Source organism: Pseudomonas sp. S49, from assembly GCF_009866785.1.
In the GTDB taxonomy this organism is placed as follows: Bacteria; Pseudomonadota; Gammaproteobacteria; order Pseudomonadales; family Pseudomonadaceae; genus Aquipseudomonas.
Map to the genome: position 1 here is coordinate 6544095 of NZ_CP019432.1, position 22871 is coordinate 6566965.

Sequence of the window (22871 nt, forward strand, 5' to 3'; positions counted from 1 at the left end):
CGCAGATCCGGCCTTTCACCTGAGTCCGGTGGGGCTCACTCCGGACTCAATTTGTTACTTCTTTGCGACAGCGCCGCCTTCCTGCAGACCCAGGTCAGCCAGTGCTTTTGCAGCAACCTTGGCTGGCAGAGGGATGTAGCCGTCTTTCACTACCACTTCCTGGCCCTGTTTCGACAGCACCAGTTTCACGAACTCGGCTTCCAGCGGAGCCAGAGGCTTGTTCGGGGCTTTGTTGACGTAAACGTAGAGGAAACGCGACAGCGGGTATTTGCCGTTCAGGGCGTTTTCTTCGGTGTCTTCGATGAAGTCGGTGCTGCCTTTCTTGGCCAGAGGAACGGTCTTCACGCTGGCAGTCTTGTAACCGATGCCCGAGTAACCGATGCCGTTCAGCGAGGAGCTGATCGACTGCACAACCGACGCCGAACCAGGTTGTTCGTTAACGTTTGGTTTGTAGTCGCCTTTGCACAGGGCTTCTTCTTTGAAGTAGCCGTAGGTGCCGGATACCGAGTTACGACCGAACAGCTGAACTGGCTTGTTGGCCAGGTCGCCGGTCACGCCCAGGTCGCCCCAGGTTTTCACGTCGGCTTTGGCGCCACACAGACGGGTCGACGAGAAGATCGCGTCAACCTGCTCCATGGTCAGGTGCTGGATCGGGTTGTCTTTGTGTACGAAGACAGCCAAGGCATCCACGGCCACCGGGATAGCGGTTGGCTTGTAGCCGTACTTCTGCTCGAAGGCCGCCAGTTCGGTGTCCTTCATCTTGCGGCTCATCGGGCCCAGGTTGGAGGTGCCTTCAGTCAGCGCAGGTGGCGCAGTGGCGGAGCCAGCGGCCTGAATCTGGATGTTGACGTTCGGATATTCTTTTTTGTAGTTCTCAGCCCAGAGGGTCATGAGGTTGGCCAGGGTATCGGAGCCGACGCTGGACAGGTTGCCCGACACACCAGTGGTCTTGGTGTAGCTCGGGATAGCAGGGTCAACAGCGGCAACCGCGTTGGCAGTCGCAACGCCAGCAGCGACAAAAGTCATTGCCGCCATCAAACGCTTCAGTTTCATGCCTTACTCCTAGCAGATAGGGTGTGTTAAGTCGGGGCCAAGTATCAGCAGGCCGTGTGAACACTCTATGGCTGAAATATGACAATTGGATGAAAGGCCAGCATGTCGCGACAGATCGTTCCCACGCTCTGCGTGGGAACGCCGCCATGGACGCTCTGCGTCCGCATTTGAGAAGTGACGCGGAGCGTCACAGGATGCATTCCCACGCGGAGCGTGGGAACGATCAGGCGGGAGGGGAAATCAGCGGCCCTTCTTCCACAGCCACGCCCCGACCAGAATCCCCATCGTGCACAGCACCGCTACATAGTAGGCAGGCCCCATCGCACTTTCTTTCAACAACAGACTGACCACCATCGGCGTCAACCCGCCAAAAATCGCGTAAGCCACGTTATACGAGAACGACAACCCGCTGAAGCGCACCACCGGCGGGAACGCTTTAACCATCACGTACGGCACCGCACCAATGGTGCCCACCAGAAAACCGGTCAACGCGTACAGCGGGAACAGCCAGTTCGGGTGATCGGCGAGGCTGTGATAGAAGGTCCACGAACTGATCAGCAAGCCCAGGCAACCAAACACAAACACGCGCCCGGCACCAAAGCGATCCGCCAGTGCGCCGGAAATGATGCAGCCAATGCTCAGAAACACGATCGCCAGACTGTTCGATTGCAACGATTCGGTCGGCGAGAAGTGATAGACCGTTTGCAGCACGGTCGGCGTCATCAGAATGACCACGACGATCCCGGCCGACAGCAACCAGGTCAGCAGCATCGAGATCGCAATCGCGCCGCGATGATCACGCAGCACCGCACGCAGCGGCACTTCTTCAGCCAGGGCTTTGCGCAGTTGCAGTTCGGCAAATACCGGGGTCTCGTGCAGCCAACGGCGCAGGTAGACCGAGAACAGGCCGAACACACCGCCCAGCAGGAATGGAATCCGCCAGGCGTAATCGGAAACCTCTGCTGGCGTATAAATGCTGTTGATCGCCGTGGCGACCAGCGAGCCGAGCAGAATGCCGGCGGTCAGCCCGCTGGTGAGGGTGCCACAGGCGTAACCCATGTGCTTTTGCGGAACGTGTTCGGAAACGAAGACCCAAGCCCCCGGCACTTCACCGCCAATCGCCGCACCTTGAATGACCCGCATCAATAGAAGAAGGATCGGCGCCCACATGCCGATCTGCGCATACGTTGGCAGCAGACCCATGATCAGGGTCGGCACGGCCATCATGAAAATGCTCAGGGTGAACATCTTCTTGCGCCCCAGCAGGTCGCCGAAGTGCGCCATGACAATGCCGCCCAGCGGCCGCGCGAGGTAGCCGGCGGCGAAGATGCCGAAGGTCTGCATCAGGCGCAGCCACTCGGGCATGTCGGCCGGGAAGAACAGCTTGCCGACCACGGTGGCGAAGAACACAAAGATGATGAAATCGTAGAATTCCAGCGCTCCGCCAAGGGCGGACAGCGACAGAGTCTTGTAGTCATTGCGGGTCAACGGTCGTGCGGGTTGCTCGGGCTGCGCGAGGCTCGAAGGCGCTGTGGTCATGGCAAGGGCTTCTCTTATAGTCGGATCTGCCGCCACAACAACGCTGGCGGTGGCTTGGGCAGGTTCGGCACCATAGCAAATTGTTCGAAAAAGCACATAGAGGCGCGTAATTGACGGTCAAAATCAGAACCGGATGGTCGTCGTGGAGTCTACCGACCGATATACTCGCAACCTGCTCCGGTTTGTAAGGGGTTGCTGTGCGAAAACGTCGTTGGCCCGGCCTTTGCTCGGGATTAGCCGGTTTCGCAGAGTTTCTCCTTTAGGCGCCTGATGGAAAACGTGACGAACGTAGTATGTTCGGTGCTGAATCGTTTTTCCCGAAGACGGCTACCACCAGCAATACCAACGAAGAGTCACGGGTCAGAGGCACCCCCGGCATGATAGAGCTCGAACAAGAAGATCCGATCCCGCAAGGCGACCTGGCCCTGCAAATCACTGCACTCCCGCGCGAAACCAACGGCTTTGGCGATATTTTCGGCGGCTGGCTGGTAGCGCAGATGGATTTGGCCGGCACCGCAATGGCCAGCCGTGTCGCTGGCGGCCGCGTCGCCACCGTCGCCATCGATCGCATGGCATTTCTCGTGCCTGTGGCTGTCGGCGCACAATTGTCCTTTTATACCCAGACCCTGGAAATCGGCCGCAGCTCGATCCAGATGATGGTCGAAGTGTGGAGCGACGATCCGCTGTCCAGCGAGTGGCGTAAAGTGACCGAAGCGGTTTTCGTCTTCGTCGCCATCGACGGCAGCGGTCGCACTCGCTCGGTTCCGCCACGCGCGCGTTAAACCTCGCGGCCGTTTGACGGTCGATAGTTGTCCTTGTTACTGATCGAGAGCTGTCCGATGAACACGCCCAACGTTGAAGCGGTGAAACTGGATGAACTGAACTGCTGGCGCATCCGCCACGGTCAGGCCGAAGTGCTGGTGGCCCAGCAAGGCGCGCACATCCTCAGTTATCAGATCGATGGGCAACCGCCGATCATCTGGCTCAACGACAAGGCCGACTTCAAGACGGGCAAAAGCATTCGCGCCGGCGTGCCGGTGTGCTGGCCGTGGTTCGGCAAGTTCGAACGCAACCCGCAGAGCGTGCAGGCCATGTACACCGGTGAGCAACCGGCACCCGCGCATGGTCTGGTGCGAGCGATGGATTGGGAACTGGGCGGCATCGAATCAGAGGCTGACGGTATCAAGGTCGAGTTCAAGCTGCCCTACCCCGAAGGTGGCCTGCCGGGCTGGCCGCACGAAGTCGATCTGACCCTGACCCTGCATTTGTCCGAGCAACTGAGTTTCAGCCTGACCAGCCATAACCGTGGCAGTGACACCGTCAGCCTGAGTCAGGCGCTGCACACCTATTTCGCGGTCAGTGATGTGCGCAATGTGCACGTCGAAGGCGTGGATGGTTTGAATTACATCGAGACGCTGGATGACTGGAAAACCACCAGTCAGCAAGGCGACCTGCAATTTGCCGGTGAGACCGACCGCATCTACCTCGATGCGCCGCCACAACTGAGCATCGTCGACCCTGCCTGGGAAAGACGCATTGTGCTGACGGCCACAGGTTCACGCACGGCGGTGATCTGGAACCCTTGGATCGATCGCGCGGCGGCATTGGCGGATATGGACAACGATGGTTGGCAGCGCATGTTGTGCATCGAGACGGCGAATGTGATGGATGACATCGTCACGCTGGCGCCGGGGGCGAGTCATACCATGGGCGTCAGCGTCGCCCGCGAACCGCTCTAACCAGCACTGCAATACAAAATGTGGGAGCGAGCCTGCTCGCGAAGGCGTTGTATCAGTCAACATTCAAATGACTGATACACCGCTTTCGCGAGCAGGCTCGCTCCCACAGTTGTTTGGTGGTGATTGTTAGAGATCGGACTCCTGCACCACCCGCACCTTGTCGGCTTCCAGCGCATACGCCGCATCGGCCAGATCATTGCTGACCTTCTCGACCTTCAGCGTGCCGGTCACCCACAGAGGCGTGTAGATATCGTCCAGTTTCAAACCTTTCGGATACCGCACCAGCACCAGTTGATTCGGCGGCGGTGGCGGCACGTGGATGCAGGCGCCGGGATACGGCACAAGGAAGAACAACGTGCTGCGGCCCTTGGCGTCGGACTCCAGCGGCACCGGATAACCACCGATGCGGATGTGTTTGTCATTCATCGATGCCACGGTTTTGGTCGAGTACATCACCGCCGGCAGACCTTTGGCCTGCTTCATCCCGCCCTTCTCGGTGAAGGTGCCGGTGGCTTCCGGGGAGTTGTGGTCGATTTCAGGCATGGCCTCGAGGGCCTTTTGGTCCGACTTGGGCATCAGTTCGAGCCAGTCGGTTTCCGGCAGTTCGCCGGCGTGGGCCAAACCGCTGCCCAGGAAAAGGAGAGTCAACAGAAGACGGCGCATGAAGGTGCTCGGTATAGAAAGGAAGGAACATTGAATCGCCGAGCATTCTAGCCCTCCCGGCCACGTTGGCCGAGAGGGCTTTGTCGCTTTGGATCAGTTCTTTTTGATCAGACCGTAGATCACCAGCAACACGATCGCGCCGACCAGTGCGCCGATGAAACCTGCGCCCTCGCCCGCGCGATAGATGCCCAGAGCCTGGCCGCCGTAAGTGGCTGCCAGCGAACCGCCGATACCGAGCAGGATGGTCATGATCCAGCCCATGCTGTCATCGCCCGGTTTCAGGAACCGTGCCAGCAGGCCGACGATCAAGCCGATAAAGATGGTTCCGATAATTCCCATGGCATTTCCCTCTGATTTGGTAGATATGCCAAAGCCTAGACAGACTTTGGCATCCTGCCATGAGAGAACGGCGGCTCCTGAATGGTTCCGCCGCTGCCACATGAAACTGTCGTTACTCGGCGATCAGCGCTTCGACCTTGACGATCTGCGCTTGCAGCGTGGCCATGTCGGCGCAGCGCAGGTTGGCGTGGCCGACCTTGCGCCCGGCCTTGAATGCCTTGCCGTAGTGATGCAGATGGCAGTCTTCGATAGCGATGACTTTCTCAACCGGCGGTACCACACCGATGAAGTTAAGCATCGCGCTCTCGCCAACCTTGGCCGTCGAACCCAGCGGCAGGCCAGCAACGGCGCGCAGGTGGTTTTCGAACTGGCTGCACTCGGCGCCTTCGGTGGTCCAGTGCCCGGAGTTGTGCACGCGCGGGGCGATTTCGTTGGCTTTCAGGCCACCGTCGACTTCAAAGAACTCGAACGCCATCACGCCGACGTAGTTCAACTGCTTGAGCACGCGGCTCGAGTAGTCTTCGGCCAACGCCTGCAACGGGTGATTGGTGCTGGCCACGGACAGCTTGAGGATGCCGCTGTCGTGGGTGTTGTGCACCAACGGATAGAACTTCGTTTCACCATCGCGGGCACGCACGGCGATCAGCGAGACTTCACCGGTGAACGGCACAAAGCCTTCCAGCAGGCAGGACACGCTGCCCAGTTCGGCGAAGGTACCCACCACGTCTTCCGGTTTGCGCAGGACTTTCTGACCTTTGCCGTCATAACCCAGGGTACGGGTTTTCAGTACGGCCGGCAGGCCGATCGAAGCGACGGCGGCGTCCAGATCGGCTTGCGATTGAATGTCGGCGAAGGCCGGAGTCGGGATGCCCAGGTCCTTGAACATGCTCTTTTCGAACCAGCGGTCGCGAGCGATGCGCAGGGCTTCGGCGCTCGGGTAGACCGGGACGAATTGCGAGAGGAATGCCACGGTTTCGGCCGGGACGCTTTCGAATTCGAAGGTCACCAGATCGACTTCATCGGCCAATTGGCGCAGATGATCCTGATCGCCGTAATCGGCCCGCAGGTGTTCGCCCAGCGCGGCCGCACAGGCGTCCGGCGCAGGGTCGAGGAAAGCGAAGTTCATGCCCAGCGGGGTGCCCGCCAGGGCCAACATGCGACCCAACTGGCCGCCACCGATTACACCGATCTTCATCTCAACAACCTCAGGCAATACGTGGGTCTGGATTGTCCAGGACGCTGTCCGTCTGCTCGGCACGGAAGGTTTTCAGCACCGTGTGGAACTGTGGATGCTTGGCACCGAGGATGCTCGCCGAGAGCAAGGCTGCGTTGATTGCGCCGGCCTTGCCGATGGCCAGAGTGGCGACCGGAATGCCCGCTGGCATCTGCACGATCGACAGCAGCGAGTCGACGCCCGAGAGCATGGCCGACTGGACCGGCACGCCCAGCACGGGCAGGTGGGTCTTGGCCGCACACATGCCTGGCAAGTGGGCTGCGCCACCGGCACCGGCGATAATCACCTCGATGCCGCGGCTTTCAGCCTCTTCGGCGTACTGGAACAGCAGATCCGGGGTGCGGTGGGCAGAGACCACTTTGACCTCGTACGGGATGCCGAGCTTTTCCAGCATATCGGCGGTGTGGCTAAGGGTGGACCAATCGGACTTGGAGCCCATGATCACGCCAACCAGTGCACTCATCGTCGCGCCTCTTCTCTCTGGAGCGCCCGCAGGCGCGTCATAAAACAACAAGCCACGCAGGTTGCGTGGCTTGATTGTACGAAAAATGGCCGGACGTGCCGGCCGAAGGCCGCGCAGTATACCGCAAAGAAAGCAATAAACAGCCCCCCGCGCGACCATCTGTCATCTGCCGCAAATGCCCGGTTTTATTGACTTGAAGGTCAGCGACAGAACACCGCAAATCCCCTGTAGGAGTGAGCCTGCTCGCGATGGCGGTGTATCAGTCACATCATCGTTGAATGTGCAGACGCTATCGCGAGCAGGCTCACTCCTACAAGGGGTCCGCGTAGGCTCAGGAAGCTTGTGCAGCGCCACCCTCGAGCTTGCGCCACAGCAGACGGACGTTGGCTTTGCGCACCAAGGCGCAGCGATACAGGCGAATCTCCAGCGGCACATGCCACTGCGGGCCGCCACAGACCACCAGTTCGCCACGCGCCAGCTCAGCACGCACGCTCAGCTGCGGCACCCACGCAATTCCAAGCCCTTCCAACGCCATGCTCTTCAGGCTGTCAGCCATCGCGGTTTCGTAAATAGTGGTGAAGCGCAGTTGACGCTGACGCAGCAAGCCATTCACCGAACGCCCGAGAAACGCCCCGGCGCTGTAAGCCAGCAACGGCACGCTCGCATCACCTTCCAGATCGAACAACGGCTTGCCCTCGGCATCCGCCGCACACACCGGGAGCATTTCCGTCTGACCCAAATGCAGCGAGGGGAAGATTTCCGGGTCCATCTGCATCACCGCATCCGGGTCGTAGAACGCCAGCATCAGATCGCAGCCACCTTCACGCAACGCATGCACCGCGTCGCCGACGTTGGTTGCGACCAAACGCGTGGCGATGTTCAGGCCTTCATTACGCAGTTGCGCGATCCAGCGCGGGAAGAAACCCAAGGCCAGCGAGTGAGCGGCAGCGACCTGCATCACCTCGCCCTGCCCGCCTTCCAGATGATGCAGATGGCGCAGCACTTCACCGAGCTGTTCGACCACGGTGCGCGCAGTGACCAGAAACAGCTGCCCCGCCGCCGTCAGTTCGATCGGCGTGCGCGAGCGGTTGACCAGAGTCAGCCCCAGCGCCGCTTCTAGGCTGCGGATCCGCCGACTGAAGGCCGGCTGGGTCACGAAGCGTCGTTCAGCGGCCTGCGAGAAGCTGCGGGTGGCGGCCAGAGCACTGAAGTCCTCGAGCCATTTGCTTTCCAGATTCATCACGTCCTCCCGGACACGCACCAAAACAGGTCACACGTCTGCCGCGCACGCGGCGTCACACGGGCATTATGCCGAATGTGCATAGGGCAGTGCTGAACAGCATTGGCCCAAAATTTCCCACAAGCCTAGCATTCGCAGCGTTCCGGCACAGACCGGGTCCATATCGAGATGATTTCTATCATGTCCTCCGCTGCATCTTTCCGCACAGAAAACGACCTGCTTGGCGCCCTCGAAGTACCCGCTCAAGCGTATTACGGCATCCAGACCCTGCGAGCGGTGAACAACTTCCGTCTCTCCGGCGTTCCGATTTCGCATTACCCGAAACTGGTTGTCGGCCTGGCAATGGTCAAACAGGCCGCTGCTGACGCCAACCGCGAGTTGGGTCACCTGAGCGAAGCCAAGCACGCTGCCATCAGCGAAGCCTGTGCCCGATTGATCCGCGGTGATTTCCACGAAGAGTTCGTGGTCGACATGATTCAAGGTGGCGCCGGTACTTCCACCAACATGAACGCCAACGAAGTGATCGCCAACATTGCGCTCGAAGCAATGGGTCATCAGAAAGGCGAGTACCAGTACCTGCACCCGAACGACGACGTGAACATGGCGCAGTCGACCAACGACGCTTACCCAACGGCGATCCGTCTGGGTCTGCTGCTCGGTCACGACACCCTGCTGGCCAGCCTCGACAGCCTGATTCAGGCGTTCGCGGCCAAGGGCAAAGAATTCGATCACGTCCTGAAAATGGGCCGTACCCAGCTGCAAGACGCCGTGCCGATGACCCTCGGCCAGGAATTCCGTGCCTTCGCCACCACCATGGGCGAAGACCTGGCCCGTCTGAAGACGCTGGCCCCGGAACTACTGACTGAAGTGAACCTCGGTGGCACTGCGATCGGTACCGGCATCAACGCCGACCCGCGTTATCAAGCGCTCGCGGTACAGCGTCTGGCCCTGATCAGCGGTCAACCGCTGGTTCCAGCCGCCGACCTGATCGAAGCGACTTCCGACATGGGCGCCTTCGTGCTGTTCTCCGGCATGCTCAAGCGCACCGCGGTCAAGCTGTCGAAGATCTGCAACGACCTGCGCCTGCTGTCCAGCGGCCCACGCACCGGCATCAACGAAATCAACCTGCCAGCGCGTCAGCCAGGCAGCTCGATCATGCCCGGCAAGGTCAACCCGGTCATCCCGGAAGCGGTTAACCAAGTGGCGTTCCAAGTAATTGGTAACGACCTGGCGCTGACCATGGCAGCCGAAGGCGGCCAGCTGCAGCTGAACGTGATGGAGCCACTGATCGCTTTCAAGATCTTCGACTCGATCCGCCTGCTGCAACGCGCCATGGACATGCTGCGCGAGCACTGCATCGTCGGCATCACCGCCAACGAAGCGCGCTGCCGTGAACTGGTCGAACACTCGATCGGTCTGGTCACCGCACTTAACCCGTACATCGGCTACAAAAACGCCACCCGCATCGCCGGTCTCGCCCTTGAAAGCGGCCGCGGCGTGCTGGAACTGGTGCGCGAAGAAGGTCTGCTCGACGAAGCCATGCTCGCCGACATCCTGCGCCCGGAAAACATGATTGCTCCACGTCTGGTTCCGCTCAAAGCCTGAACCGACGCTTTACTTGTAGCACCGCTCACCAGGTCGAGGGACTAGACACCTCTCACCTTTTGAGGGCTTGGGGATTTAGTCCCCAAGCCCTTTTTTTTAACTTTCTGACCCTGAGACCCGTATGTCTGGGGACTGCTCGCTCTCACAGAAGAGCAGTTCCTGCACAAGCCCGGCGCCGGTAACGCCGGGTGTTTCAAAGCCTCGTTTCGTCGCTTGCACCACTACCGTGCAGACGGGCGCGTCACTGATCGGTATAGTGCCGCCCCTCTTCGCGTGAGCGGTCGTCGGTAACGAGGCCATAACCCATGCGAAACCCGAACTAATAACAAACCCGCGAAATGGAACCGGACGAAACCTTCGCCTCACCCGTCGTGCCGCGCGCACACCGGTGTAACACGATGTTTCTTCCATCCAGTATTTGCTTACACAATAAACAGCGAGGAAAAATCCATGCTCGAAGTCATTAACGACTTCCTCTCAGGGAAAGTACTGATCGTGCTCATTGTCGGGCTCGGTAGCTACTTCACGATTCGCTCGCGTTTCGTTCAATTGCGTCACTTCTTCCACATGTTCGCGGTGTTCCGCGACAGCCTCAAAGGCAGCGCCGGGCAACTCAGCTCGTTCCAGGCCCTGATGCTCAGCCTTGCCGGCCGTGTCGGTGCAGGCAACATCGCCGGTGTCGGCATCGCCGTGACCCTCGGTGGTCCGGGTGCGGTGTTCTGGATGTGGGTGACCGCACTGGTCGGCATGTCCAGCAGCTTCTTTGAATGTACCCTGGCCCAAGTCTACAAGCGCGCCGATGGTGACGGCCTGTACCGTGGCGGCCCGGCCTACTACATCCAGCACGGCCTTAAGCTCAAAGGCATGGCTGTAGTGTTCTCCGTCCTGCTGCTGGTCACCTACGGCTTCGCCTTCATTGGCCTGCAGTCCTACACCGTGACCCACTCGCTGCAGAACGCCTTTGAATTCAACCCACAACACACCGGTATCGTCCTGGCGGTGCTGCTGGCCATCACCTTCATCGGTGGCATCAAGCGTATCGCCTCGGTGTCCGACCTGCTGGTGCCGATCAAGACCCTGGCCTATATCGGCGTGACCCTGTACGTGATCGGTACCCAGATCGAACACGTGCCCGCCATGCTGGAAACCATCTTCAAGAGCGCCTTCGGCCTCGACCCGGCCTTTGGCGGCCTGCTTGGCAGCGCCATCGTCATGGGCGTGAAGCGTGGCGTGTTCGCCAACGAAGCGGGTCTGGGCAGTGCGCCGAACGTCGCTGCCGTGGCCGCCGTGAAGCACCCGGGTGCTCAGGGCGTGGTTCAGGCTTTCAGCGTGTTCCTCGACACCTTCGTGATCTGCACCTGCACCGCGCTGCTGATCCTGCTGTCGGGCTTCTACACCCCGGGCTTCGAAGGTGACGGCATCGTCCTCACCCAGAACTCGCTGGCCGCTGTAGTCGGTGACTGGGGTCGCATGTTCGTCAGCGTCGCGCTGTCGCTGTTCGTCTTCACCTGCATCCTCTACAACTACTACCTGGGCGAAAACAGCCTGCAGTTCCTCACCCGCAACCGCGCCGCACTGATGATTTTCCGCGGCCTGGTGCTGGCGCTGGTGGTATGGGGTTCGATGCAGGACCTGTCGACCGTGTTCGCCTTCGCCGACATCACCATGACCTGCCTGGCCTTCGTCAACCTGGTGGCCCTGGCCATGCTGTTCAAGGTCGGCATGCGCGTGATGCGCGACTACGACGCGCAGCGCCGCGCCGGCGTCAAACAGCCGGTGTTCGACTCGAGCAAATTTGCCGATCTGGACCTCGACCTGAAGGCCTGGCCGACCAACCCGTCTGCCGCTGCCGGCCAGACCGAAGCCGAGCCGCAAGGCGTGCCTGCAGCGCAACGCTGACAGGTAAATGACGGGCGCATCCCCTGCGCCCGTCAGTTATTGTGGTGCAATAACTTGTGGCAGTGAGCCTGCTCGCGATAGCTGTCTTTCAACCAACATCAATGTTGAATGATGAACCGCCATCGCGAGCAGGCTCGCTCCCACAAGGACCTCATCCTTTCGGAGAATCCCCATGAATTCGTCGACCTACCCCGCCGCCCAACACGTCATGGTGCTCTACACCGGTGGCACCATCGGCATGCAGGCCAGCGCCAATGGTCTGGCCCCGGCGTCCGGTTTCGAAGCGCGGATGCGCGACTACCTGCACAGCCAGCCTGAACTCGTCGTGCCACAGTGGCGCTTCCGCGAAATGTCGCCGCTGATCGACAGCGCCAACATGACCCCGACCTACTGGCAGCAACTGCGTGAAGCAGTGGTCGATGCTGTTGATGTGCAAGGCTGCGACAGCGTGCTGATCCTGCACGGCACCGACACACTGGCCTATAGCGCGGCGGCGATGAGTTTCCAGTTGCTCGGCCTGCACGCCCGCGTGTGCTTCACCGGCTCCATGCTGCCGGCCGGCGTTACCGACAGCGATGCCTGGGAAAACCTTGGCGGCGCACTGGTTGCCCTCGGCCAGGGCCTGGCACCGGGCGTGCACCTGTACTTCCACGGCGAACTGCTGGCGCCGACCCGTTGCGCGAAAGTGCGCAGCTTCGGCCGTCATCCGTTCAAGCGCCTGGAGCGTCAGGGCGGCGGTATCAAAGCCCCATCGATTCCAGCGTCGTTGAACTACAACCAGCCGAAGCAACTGGCCAAGGTGGCCGTGCTGCCACTGTTCCCCGGCATCAGCGCCGAAGTGCTCGACGGCCTGCTCGACAGCGGCATTCAAGGTCTGGTGCTGGAGTGCTACGGCAGCGGTACAGGGCCGAGCGACAACCCTGAGTTTCTGGCAAGCCTTGGCCGTGCGCGGGATAACGGCGTAGTCGTTGTGGCGGTCACGCAGTGCCATGAAGGTGGCGTTGAGCTGGATGTGTATGAGGCGGGCAGTCGCTTGCGCGGTGTCGGCGTGTTGTCCGGCGGTGGCATGACTCGTGAGGCAGCGTTCGGCAAGTTGCATGGGGTGCTGGGGGCAGGCCTTGAAACTCAAGAAGTGCGCCGGCTGATCGAACTGGATTTGTGTGGTGAGTTGCTCTGAGCAAGGCTCTGGATCGGCCCTCACCCTGGCCCTCTCCCGGAGGGAGAGGGAACTGACCTTAGTGTCTTGCGCTATACGCCGACCTGAAAAAAAGTGTCGATTATGGATTCGGCACAGTTTTTTCACGTCGGCGTATCTCTTCAATATCCCCCAATCGGCCCCCTCTCCCTTTGGGAGAGGGCTGGGGTGAGGGGCTGCTGCGGCATGCAACTTGCTGCGTTCCAGCCATCTCAAGGCTGGAAAATCCCATGCTCCACTCCCACCTCACCACCCTCAACGCTGTATCGCTGATCCTCAACACCTTCAAGGCCGAAGGCCTGTCGAGCGAGGCGCTGCTGACCGGCAGTGGCATCAGTGCGGCGGATCTCAGCCGTGCCGACACGCGCATCACCACCAATCAGGAGATGCAGGTTTGCGCCAACGCGGTCGCGCTCAAGCATGACATTGGTCTGGAGCTGGGCCGACGCATGCATGTTTCCTGCTACGGCATTCTCGGTTACGCACTGTTGACCTGTGCCACCTTCGGTGACGCTTTGCGCCTGGCGATCCGTTATCCGGCGCTGCTGGGAACACTTTTCGAACTGAGCCTGGAAGACGATGGCCAGCGTGTCTGGTTCGTCGCCGCCGATTATCGCGAGAGTCCGGCGATGGCGGTGTTCAATGCCGAATTCTGCCTGGTGTCGCTGAAAGTCATTTGTGATGACTTGCTCGGGCATCCGTTGCCATTGCTCGCCACGCGGTTCGAACACGCGGCGCCGGACTATCGCGACAGCTATGCCGAGCACTTCGACAGTCCGCTGCACTTCACCGCCAAGGACAACGCCTTCGCCTTCGACCGTCACTGGCTCGATCAACCGCTGCCGCTGGCCGATCTCATCACCCATCAAGCCATGGCCGAACGGTGTCGCAAGCAGAACCTGGAATTCACTGGGCGTCAGGCGTGGTTGGGGCGAATTCGGCAGCTGCTCAGCGCGCAATTGAACGCCGCGCCGGGGCTGGAAGGTCTGGCGCAGCAGATGAAGTGCTCGCCGCGCACCTTGCGCCGGCATCTCAAGGACATGGGCAGCAGCTATCAGGAACTGCTCGATGAGCTGCGCTTCGAGCGGGCCAAGCAGATGCTGTGTGAAGATCAATTGCCGATCTATCGCATTGCCGAAACGCTCGGCTTCAGCGAGACCGCCAGCTTCCGCCATGCCTTTGTGCGCTGGAGCGGCGTGGCGCCGAGCCAATTCCGGGCCTGAAGATCAAAAGATCGCAGCCTTCGGCAACTCCTACAGGGATCGGCGTAGGAGCTGCCGAAGGCTGCGATCTTTTGATTCTAAAGGGGCAATTGCGGTCAGTGTTTTTGGCCACATCCATCCCCTTTTGGCCTTTCCTGCCGTTTTCCGATTCGTCTTGTCCCGCAACACTGAGAGCAACCGAATCAGCCCTGCGGAGAACAACAAATGCTGACGATCTACTCAGACGATCACCACCTGCACCATGGCCGTTGCGAACTCATCGATGGCCAGCTCAAGCCGTGCTTCGAGATGCCGTCGCGCGCCGACCATGTGCTGCAACGCGTGAAAAACCAGAACCTCGGCGCGGTCGAGGAACCGAAGGATTTCGGTCTGGAGCCGATCGCCCGCGTCCACAGCCGTGACTACCTCGACTTCTTCAAAGGCGCATGGGCGCGCTGGACTGAATTCAATACCGACGGCGACTTGCTGCCCTACACCTGGCCGGCGCGGACCCTGCGTGCGATCAAACCGACCAGCCTGCACGGCCAGCTCGGTTACTACAGTTTCGACGGTGGCGCGCCAATCACCGCCGGCACCTGGCAAGCGGCGTACAGCGCGGCGCAAGTGGCCCTGACCGCACAAGCGCAAATCCAGCGCGGCGCGCGCAGTGCCTTCGCGCTATGCCGGCCACCGGGACACCACGCCGCCAGCGATTTGATGGGCGGTTATTGCTACCTCAACAACGCCGCAATCGCCACGCAGGCGTTCCTCGATCAGGGCCACAAGAAGGTCGCGATTCTCGACGTCGACTATCACCATGGCAATGGCACGCAGTCGATTTTCTACGAGCGCAGCGACGTGCTGTTCACCTCGATTCACGGCCACCCGGAAGCGGAGTTTCCGTTCTTCCTCGGTTACGACGACGAGCGCGGCGAAGGTGCCGGTGAAGGTTTCAACTTCAACTATCCGCTGCCCGCCGGTTCTGGCTGGGAGGTCTGGAGTGCAGCGCTCGATCAGGCCTGCAGGGAGATCGAAAGCTATGGCGCCGACGTTATCGTCGTATCGCTCGGCGTCGACACTTTCAAGGATGACCCGATCTCGCAGTTCAAACTCGACAGCCCGGATTACCTGGCAATGGGCAAACGCATCGCCAGACTCGGCAAACCGACGCTGTTCGTCATGGAGGGCGGTTACGCGGTGGAAGAGATCGGCATCAATGCGGTGAACGTGCTGGAAGGATTCGAGCAGTAACCACGCGCTAGTCGGACACGCATAAAACCAGACCCGCCCACGCGGGTCTTTTTTTGCCGGCAATATTTATCTACCGCACGCCCCCCGCAGCCTGCCTCTACCTTGCCCGGAACCGCCGCCGTTTCGGCGCGCCCATCAGAGCAGGAGTTGCCCATGCCCGAAATCCCCTCGCCCAGCGCCGTCGATATCCTGACCCAACTGGTGACCGGCCCTTCGCTGCGAGAAGTCGCCTCGAAAACGCTGCGTCCGGCGCTCAAGACGCTATATCCGGATCTGGAGATCGACCCCCAACGGGCCATGGTCGTAAGACCGACCTGGGTCATTCAGGATGATCAGGTCGTCCCCGGCCGCCACCTGATCGAATCGCTGACCGACACACTGGTGCGCCTGGGCCTCTCCGGCACTGCCGTGACGTACCTCGACGGTGAGCATTATCTGACCTCGCAGCCCGACCAGCCCGCAGCCATTCAGTTGCCGGTGAAAATCAGCGCCGTCGGCAAGCTGCTCAATGATCTGGCACCATTGCTGTTCATTGCCTACAAGGAACAGCAAGTCAATTACTGGGACGAATTCACCTACCCGGGACAACCGCGTTGGCAACAGATGTCGCAATCCTTGCGCAAGCTGTGGAACGTCGAAGCCAATCCTGACTGGGATACCGACCAGCGCACCATGGTCGAGGCGGTTTACCAGCACCCGGACAAACACCAGCGCCGGCCAACCGGCAAATACCAGGTACGCGCCTGCCTGGTCGATCTGGACCGCAACGAGGGTGACCAACAGAACCATCTGACCCTTCTCGATACCGCCGTGCTGATCGGTACCGATGGCCAGCGCACCTGGATCATCACGTACTCGGTGATCCAGGGTTTCGAGAGCTTCGAATCGCTGGATGAACTCGGCAAGGCTTTGTTGCGTCGCTACGGGAATGAAGCTGCCGGTGTCGGCCTGGAATGGCGACTGTTCGAACCGCAAGGCCATTTCTTCGACTATCAGGCCTGTACCCTGATTGCGCTGGAGGCTGATGCCCTCGGCGCGATCAATTTCTTTCAAGAGTCGGGGCCCCGCCCGCCCTACCCGCACCCCGGGACTGTCGGCGATCCGCGCGAACCGACACCGCGCCTCAAACCGCATATCGAGCGTCTGCGCCCGATGCTGCCAGCCTGGCTCGACAGCGCCGCGCCGGCCGATCAAACCCGTTACAGCCGGCATCTGCTGGACCTGACCATGGTGCAGCATGCGAACAAAGGAAAAACCTTCCAGAGCGAAGTTGTCAGCCTGCAAGCGTTCACCCGCGATGCCCTGAAACAGCAGATGCTCAAGGACCATCCGAAGGCCGGCGACGTAGCGATCGATGACATTGAAATCAGCATCACCAGCCTGGTGGTCTGGGGCACGTTCGTCTTGCCGGGCAACACGCAGACCCAGACACTGTCACTCATTGAACTTGCCTTGCAGAACCTTGCCGGACAGCCAATCGGCAACAAAACCGTACGTTACAAGGACGGCAGCGAATTGCCCGACTGGATGACCGTCAGTTACGTGGAAACGCTGGTCAGCACGGTCGATATCGGCAAGACCTACCCGGCGCACTTGCAGAACCTGCTGGTCGACGACACCGAGCAAGCGACCGCGCTGCAAGGGCTCTACACCAGCCAGTTGCCCATCGAGCTGCCACTGCTGGCGTTGCAAAACAAAATACAGGGCAAGGCGGGCATGACTGATCTGGGTTACCGCTATGTTGTCGCCGCCCTGGCCAGCACTGACGAGGAGCGGCATGTCGATCACGAGGAAGTGGTCATTCGCCCGCTGGCATTTGTCGCCCATCGCACCCGCTCAGAGGCCGACACCGTCGATAACATGTTCATCATCGGCCCGCGCGCGGTGGAAAAAGGGCCGTGCGTGCTTTATCGGCCACTGTTCGAAATGGCGCTGATGCAGTTTCCCTCTCACGCCAACCTGACGTACGAAATCCAGCAGTCTCGCCAACTGCGTGAGTCAGTTCTGGCCTGGTTGCCGGACGATGTGCGCTTCAACTACAGCCAGTTCGTCTTCACCGCCCGGCTGCCTTCGGTCTGGACGATCCCGCAATTGCTGATCAACCCCACTACCGCTCTCGACATGTCCGGTCCGGTGGCACTGGGAACCGCGGCGATCGAGCAGGATGTGCTGGCGACGCTGCACAACAGTAACGTTCAGGCGGTGATTACCCAGGCTGATCGCCAGTCGGTCTCCGATGCAGAAGCGCGCTGGGCCACGCTAAAACACGGCGGCTGGATGTTGTTCAACGCGGCATTGCCGTTCCTGGGACGCAGCGTCGGCACAGCCGCCTGGATCTGGCAGATCATGGACGACCTGCAAGAAGTCAGCGACGTCGCCAATGAGCAATCCGGCAAGATCGCCTGGACCGCTCTCACCGATATTCTTCTGGCATTGGGCATGGTGCTCGCCCATCGCGCAGCGGTCGGCGACAAGCCACAAAGCGAACCACTGACACAGGAAGAAACCGTTCAGCCCATCACCACCACCGCCGCCGTCATCAGCACTGCATTAAAGCTGCCAGATATCTCCGGCAGCGCCCTGCCCAGCGCCCATGAAATGTCGGTAAACCCTTTTGCCGCACTGAAGCGATCTCCCGTCGCACTGACCACTTTGCTCGAGAGTTTTCAGATCGCCAAACCCAGAGGCATCGGCGATGCCGCCAGCGAGGGCACCCACAGACACCTCTATCCGCGCCAGAAACAATGGTTCGCTCCGGTGGGCAAGCGCTGGTTCGAAGTCACCATCAATGAACACGCAGACGTCCAGATCATCGACTCACGCCAAGCAACGGCGCGCCCCGGACCGCCACTGACCCGCACCGCCAATGGCCAATGGGTGGTCGATCTGCGCTTGCGCCTGCGAGGCGGCGGTCTCGACAGTGCGCTTGAGAAAGCTCAGGACTTCAGCAAAAAAACAGCGAAGCAACTGACTGCCGAAATCAGCGCTTTCGATGTCACGATGACGGCCAAACAGATTCAACTTGACGCACACCGCGCCGCGCTCGACAACGCGCTTGCGCAGTCCAGGGCACAGCTGCGTGAGCAATATCTGACTACGCTTGAATCACAGCGCAAGGCTTACGCCACGAACATCGAACAAATCAAAGCGTTGAATCACAAGGAACCCATTCCCAATTACCGCACCGTGATGATTCAACGACTGCAGATGCAGTTGTTTCTCGGACAGGAGTGGCTCGAACTGCACTCCACAGAGCTTCAGGCCAGCCTGAAGACGATGCAGACAATGCTTGCCGATGAAAGCCGATTCGCCCTTCAGGCGTTTATCGACACCTTCGAAAAAATGACCGATCAGACCCAGGCCATCATCGAAAAAGTGGAGTCGGCACAGACGCGTTTTGACGAATTGACGCTGTTGGGAAAAGAGGCTGTCGAGGTTATTCAACTGTATCGCAAGATGTTGCCTAACTATGATCTCAACGACCTCAAGCTTCTACAGATCAGCCTCGGCCAGGAGATCTGCGTCAAGCCGGGTGACACGACGACTGACGCCAACGCGCGGCAGACACTGGCCACCCTCATCGAAGACGCTGCACTGAGTATCCAGAGCACGCTGAACCTGACCAGCGACGAAAGCCTCGACAACCTGCGTGACCGCACGGATGCCTTGAGCAATGTTGCCGAACAATTTACCGCCATCGATCAACGCTTTGGCGATCTGCTCATCGACTATCCCGAGCAGATCAACACCGCGCGACTGGAACATGTGCGCAGCCGGGTGAGCGCATTCAAAGCCCGCACGGACGTAAAACTGGTCGAGTTGCTGCGCTACAAACACTTGCTGGTACCGCTGCCCGGGCCTTCCCGGCCGACATCGGCATCATCATCGACGCGCCGGATCATCAAAACCAAATCCAGGGGTACATTAGTCGGCGAACGAAAAAAGAGCATCGAGAGTCCGGATACCGACCTGGTGGAAGTGCGCACCACCCTGACGGGCGTCATCGCCACCTTCCAGGAAGAGTCACCCGGTGTCTGGGTCGAACAGCGCACAGCCAAACCGAAACCGCCCAAGCCCAGTCCAAACCTGAATACCAGTATTCGTGAAGGTCAGGCCCTGATCGACGGTCTGGCCACCTTCCACCGGCGTATCGAGGCCCAACTCAAACGAGGGCCACGGATTCCTGTCGAGGTCGAAGAGGACTATCACAAACACGCTGCCGTCTTGCGCAAAGCCAACGCAGACATCGATGAAGCGTTGACCGCCAGCAATCTGACTGCCGACCTCAAAAAACCGACCGAAGCGCTTGGCCACAAGCTTGACGAAGCCGCTAACAACCTTGAAGCAAAAGGCACCAGCACGCGTATCCGGATGGTCAAGCAACAGCCACCGACGGCGGCCGGGATCCTTTGGCTGAAGGACAAGGGGGAAGTGACGGCGTCACAAACCGTGACCCGGCGCCGGCTCCGCAGTCACGCCAACGATTTTCTCGACGAATACGAAATACGCGACGTCCACACTCACAAGGTGCTGTGTTACGCACACTTCCATTACAGCAGCGCGCAAGCGCCCGTCACGCCATTCCCCACCGGCCATATGAAAACCGTTGCACAACGACATATGGGAGGGGCTTATGAGCCACGCTTGCTGAACAATCAGGCACTGATCGATATCCATCGCAGCACAATTTCCGACAAATCCGCACAGACGCTGTTTCTCATACCTGCCACACCTGTCGTAACCGAATCAACGCCGAGTTGATCGCCGCTTCAGGTACGGCAGCAAACCCCAGCACCAACCCGGCGCGCTGATCCATGGGCGTGGTGGAATCAGGCAGCCAGTAGCTGCTCAAACCGTTGATCTCGACATCGACGCGAGCCGCTTGCGCAATCAACTGCTGCTCGCGCTCGAGGTTGTCTACGGCCACGGTCAAGTGCAATCCGGCCGAGACGGCAGGCAGATCGCCGACACCGGCAATGGCGCTCGGCCAACCCTTGAGCAATGTATTGCGGCGGCTCAGAGCAGCCCGCCGCATGCGTCGGATATGTCGCTGGAAATGCCCGGCGGCCATGAATTCGGCCATCACGGCTTGTGTACTCACCTCGGAATGCCGGACATCCACAGCCCGCCGTTGTGAAAATGCATCCACCAGCCCCGGCGGCAGTACCAGATACCCAAGCCGCAGCGCCGGGAACGCGACCTTGCCGAAAGTGCCGACATACAACACGCGTCCCTGTCGATCAAGTGCCGCCAACGGTGCCAGTGGTGCACCGGTGTAGCGGTACTCGCCATCGTAGTCATCCTCGACGATCCAGCCTTGGCAACGCTCGGCCCAGGCGAGCAGTTCAAGACGTCGCGCCAGGCTCATCACCACGCCGGTCGGGTACTGATGAGAGGGCGTGACATAAGCCACGCGACAATCCCCGGTGGCCGACAGCGCAGCGCAATCCATACCCTCGTCATCCACGGCAATACCGTGCAAACGAGCGCCTGCCACGGCGAACGCATGACCGGCCGCACGGTAGCCCGGATTTTCGATCGCCACACCGTCGCCCGGCTCCACCAGCAACTGTGCACAAAGGCTAATGCCCTGCTGTGCGCCGCTGGTGATCAGAATTTGCTCAGGTGAACACTGCATGCCACGCGAACTACGCAGATACGCCGCGATCATGGCGCGCAAACGCGCATCGCCGGACGGATCGCCGTAACACAGTTGCTCCAGATTCGGTTTGCGCCAGAAAGCCGCATTCAGCTTGGCCCATACCTCGAACGGGAACAGATCAAAGGCCGGAACACCGACCCGAAAGGCTCGCGGTGGACCGCTCGGCGGCCGGGGCAAATGGTTCTTTTCGATACGCGAAAAGGTCCCGCTGTGGATAACTTTACTGGATGGAATCACAGGTGAATCCAGCCAATTTGTGGATAAGGCTGTGGATAAGCCTGTTGAAAACCCTGTGGATACTTTTGTGGATAATTTTTTTGGCGCGGCTGCTACCGGCATCAATTGCGCGACATAAGTGCCATCGCCGACCCGCCCCTCGATAAACCCTTCTGCATACAGTTGATCGTAGGCGCGCACCACACTGTTGCGGGAAATACCCAACGCCGCCGCCAGATCGCGACTCGCCGGTAACCGCGTGCCGCTCGCCAGCCGCCCGTCCAGTACCCGCAGGCGCAAAGCCTGATAGAGCTGCCGACTCAAACCCTGACGGCGATCAAGCTCGATACCTGCAGGGTTGAATGGCATGGACAGCGTCGGCGAATCGGGCATGGCAATGGACCTATGAAATTGGTCATCAATGGCTCTTACAACAGACCAATAGCCTGCCTACGATGCAGGCATTCGCCAAGGAAAATCTGTCCATGTACACGCCACGCGCCTTTGCCATCGAAGACCTGACACAACTGCACGAGCTGATTCTCGCCACCCGCCTCGCCATTCTGGTGACTCACGGCGAAAGTGGCCTGCAAGCCAGCCATGTGCCGGTGCTGCTGCATTGCGAACAAGGTGAGTACGGCACGCTGTACGGGCACCTGGCCCGCGCCAATCCACAATGGAAAGACCTGCGCGACGGCGCCGAAGCCATGCTGATTTTTGCTGGCGCCGATGCCTACGTCAGCCCGGGCTTTTACCCAAGCAAGGCCGAACACGGCAAAGTCGTGCCGACCTGGAACTACATCGCCGTGCATGCCTATGGCCACGCCGAAACCTTCAGCGACGGCGGGCGCCTGCTCGACATCGTCAGCACCCTCACCGACCGCCATGAAGCCGGCCGCGCACAACCGTGGTCAGTTGCCGATGCGCCCGCCGATTACATCGACGGCATGCTCAAGGCCATCGTCGGTTTCGCCATGCCCATCGACCGTCTCGAAGGCAAGCGCAAGCTCAGCCAGAACCGCAGCGCCGAAGACATTGCCGGCGTGCGCGAAGGCCTGGCCGCCAGCCCCGAGACCAACGATCAAACCCTCGCCCGATTGATGCGCTAAGGAAATCACCATGAGTCAGATCGACATTCGCCAGGTCAGCGCCGACGACCACGCCGTGTGGCTACCGCTGTGGCAAGCCTACTTGCGTTTCTACAACACTGAACTGCCGGAAGCTGTGACGCACAACACTTGGCAGCGTTTTCTCGACCCGAGCGAACCGACCCACGCGGCATTGGCCTGGGCCGACGGCAAGGCGGTGGGCATGGTGCATTACATATACCATCGCTCGAACTGGAGCATCGAAAACTCCTGCTACCTGCAGGATCTGCTGGTAGTGCCGGAAACCCGTGGCAGCGGTGTCGGCCGCCTGTTGATCGAACACGTTTACGCCACCGCCAAGGCTGACGGTTGCGGCAAAGTGCACTGGCTGACCCACGAAACCAATGCCACCGCGATCCAGCTCTACGAGCGCATCGCCGAACGCCCGGGCTTCATCCAGTTTCGCAAAGCCATTTAAGGAGA

Annotated in this window: 18 protein-coding genes; 10 read left to right on the top strand and 8 right to left on the bottom strand. The window is 60.2% G+C overall.

What is annotated here, in order from left to right; genetic code table 11:
- Positions 1-54: 54 nt before the first annotated feature.
- Positions 55-1053 (bottom strand): phosphate ABC transporter substrate-binding protein PstS, encoded by a 999-nt coding sequence (locus tag PspS49_RS29135; protein WP_122660264.1) that lies wholly within the window; start codon positions 1051-1053, stop codon positions 55-57.
- 240 nt (positions 1054-1293) lie between these two features.
- Complete coding sequence (locus PspS49_RS29140; RefSeq protein ID WP_150749869.1) at positions 1294-2592, bottom strand: MFS transporter; 1299 nt, start codon at positions 2590-2592, stop codon at positions 1294-1296.
- 377 nt (positions 2593-2969) lie between these two features.
- Between PspS49_RS29140 and PspS49_RS29145 the strand changes: the two genes are divergently transcribed.
- Positions 2970-3374 carry an acyl-CoA thioesterase gene (locus PspS49_RS29145; RefSeq protein WP_003229628.1) on the top strand — a complete coding sequence of 135 codons (405 nt, stop codon included), beginning with the start codon at positions 2970-2972 and terminating at the stop codon, positions 3372-3374.
- Positions 3375-3431: 57 nt separating this feature from the next.
- Positions 3432-4331 carry a D-hexose-6-phosphate mutarotase gene (locus PspS49_RS29150; RefSeq protein ID WP_160042378.1) on the top strand — a complete coding sequence of 300 codons (900 nt, stop codon included), beginning with the start codon at positions 3432-3434 and terminating at the stop codon, positions 4329-4331.
- 126 nt (positions 4332-4457) lie between these two features.
- Here the strand turns inward: PspS49_RS29150 and PspS49_RS29155 are convergent, their stop codons facing one another.
- The 5 genes from PspS49_RS29155 to PspS49_RS29175 form a co-directional block, all read right to left on the bottom strand.
- Entirely contained in the window at positions 4458-4994 is a 537-nt protein-coding gene (locus PspS49_RS29155; RefSeq protein WP_007920225.1) for a DUF3299 domain-containing protein, read from the bottom strand.
- A 93-nt stretch (positions 4995-5087) separates the two neighbouring features.
- Positions 5088-5333 carry a GlsB/YeaQ/YmgE family stress response membrane protein gene (locus tag PspS49_RS29160; protein ID WP_095187854.1) on the bottom strand — a complete coding sequence of 82 codons (246 nt, stop codon included), beginning with the start codon at positions 5331-5333 and terminating at the stop codon, positions 5088-5090.
- Between the two features lie 112 nt (positions 5334-5445).
- On the bottom strand, positions 5446-6528 hold the full coding sequence (locus tag PspS49_RS29165) for a 5-(carboxyamino)imidazole ribonucleotide synthase (RefSeq protein ID WP_127930271.1): 1083 nt from the start codon (positions 6526-6528) through the stop codon (positions 5446-5448).
- A gap of 10 nt (positions 6529-6538) precedes the next feature.
- Positions 6539-7030 carry a 5-(carboxyamino)imidazole ribonucleotide mutase gene (purE, locus tag PspS49_RS29170; protein ID WP_127930272.1) on the bottom strand — a complete coding sequence of 164 codons (492 nt, stop codon included), beginning with the start codon at positions 7028-7030 and terminating at the stop codon, positions 6539-6541.
- Positions 7031-7361: 331 nt separating this feature from the next.
- Complete coding sequence (locus PspS49_RS29175) at positions 7362-8270, bottom strand: LysR substrate-binding domain-containing protein (protein WP_160042380.1); 909 nt, start codon at positions 8268-8270, stop codon at positions 7362-7364.
- A gap of 180 nt (positions 8271-8450) precedes the next feature.
- Between PspS49_RS29175 and aspA the strand changes: the two genes are divergently transcribed.
- The 6 genes from aspA to PspS49_RS29205 all read left to right on the top strand — a co-directional run bounded on the left by aspA (position 8451) and on the right by PspS49_RS29205 (position 20183).
- Positions 8451-9875, top strand: a complete 1425-nt coding sequence (gene aspA, locus PspS49_RS29180) for an aspartate ammonia-lyase (RefSeq protein ID WP_064116482.1) — start codon at positions 8451-8453, stop codon at positions 9873-9875.
- Positions 9876-10325: 450 nt separating this feature from the next.
- Positions 10326-11774 carry an alanine/glycine:cation symporter family protein gene (locus PspS49_RS29185; protein ID WP_150776037.1) on the top strand — a complete coding sequence of 483 codons (1449 nt, stop codon included), beginning with the start codon at positions 10326-10328 and terminating at the stop codon, positions 11772-11774.
- Between the two features lie 172 nt (positions 11775-11946).
- Complete coding sequence (locus PspS49_RS29190; RefSeq protein WP_150749872.1) at positions 11947-12951, top strand: asparaginase; 1005 nt, start codon at positions 11947-11949, stop codon at positions 12949-12951.
- Positions 12952-13199: 248 nt separating this feature from the next.
- A complete protein-coding gene (locus PspS49_RS29195; RefSeq protein WP_127930277.1) occupies positions 13200-14192 on the top strand; it encodes an AraC family transcriptional regulator in 993 nt (330 codons plus the stop codon).
- A 204-nt stretch (positions 14193-14396) separates the two neighbouring features.
- On the top strand, positions 14397-15422 hold the full coding sequence (locus tag PspS49_RS29200) for a histone deacetylase family protein (RefSeq protein WP_127930278.1): 1026 nt from the start codon (positions 14397-14399) through the stop codon (positions 15420-15422).
- A 153-nt stretch (positions 15423-15575) separates the two neighbouring features.
- A complete protein-coding gene (locus tag PspS49_RS29205; RefSeq protein WP_160042382.1) occupies positions 15576-20183 on the top strand; it encodes a DUF6543 domain-containing protein in 4608 nt (1535 codons plus the stop codon).
- On the opposite strand, the gene PspS49_RS29210 is transcribed toward PspS49_RS29205, so the two are convergent.
- Positions 20140-21693, bottom strand: a complete 1554-nt coding sequence (locus tag PspS49_RS29210) for a PLP-dependent aminotransferase family protein (protein WP_160042384.1) — start codon at positions 21691-21693, stop codon at positions 20140-20142. The two genes, PspS49_RS29205 and PspS49_RS29210, sit on opposite strands and share 44 nt — an antisense overlap.
- A gap of 92 nt (positions 21694-21785) precedes the next feature.
- Between PspS49_RS29210 and PspS49_RS29215 the strand changes: the two genes are divergently transcribed.
- Entirely contained in the window at positions 21786-22409 is a 624-nt protein-coding gene (locus PspS49_RS29215) for an FMN-binding negative transcriptional regulator (protein ID WP_160042386.1), read from the top strand.
- Positions 22410-22419: 10 nt separating this feature from the next.
- The gene (locus tag PspS49_RS29220) at positions 22420-22866 is read left to right on the top strand and encodes a GNAT family N-acetyltransferase (protein WP_137218281.1); all 447 of its coding nucleotides are present in this window, start codon (positions 22420-22422) and stop codon (positions 22864-22866) included.
- Positions 22867-22871: the final 5 nt, after the last annotated feature.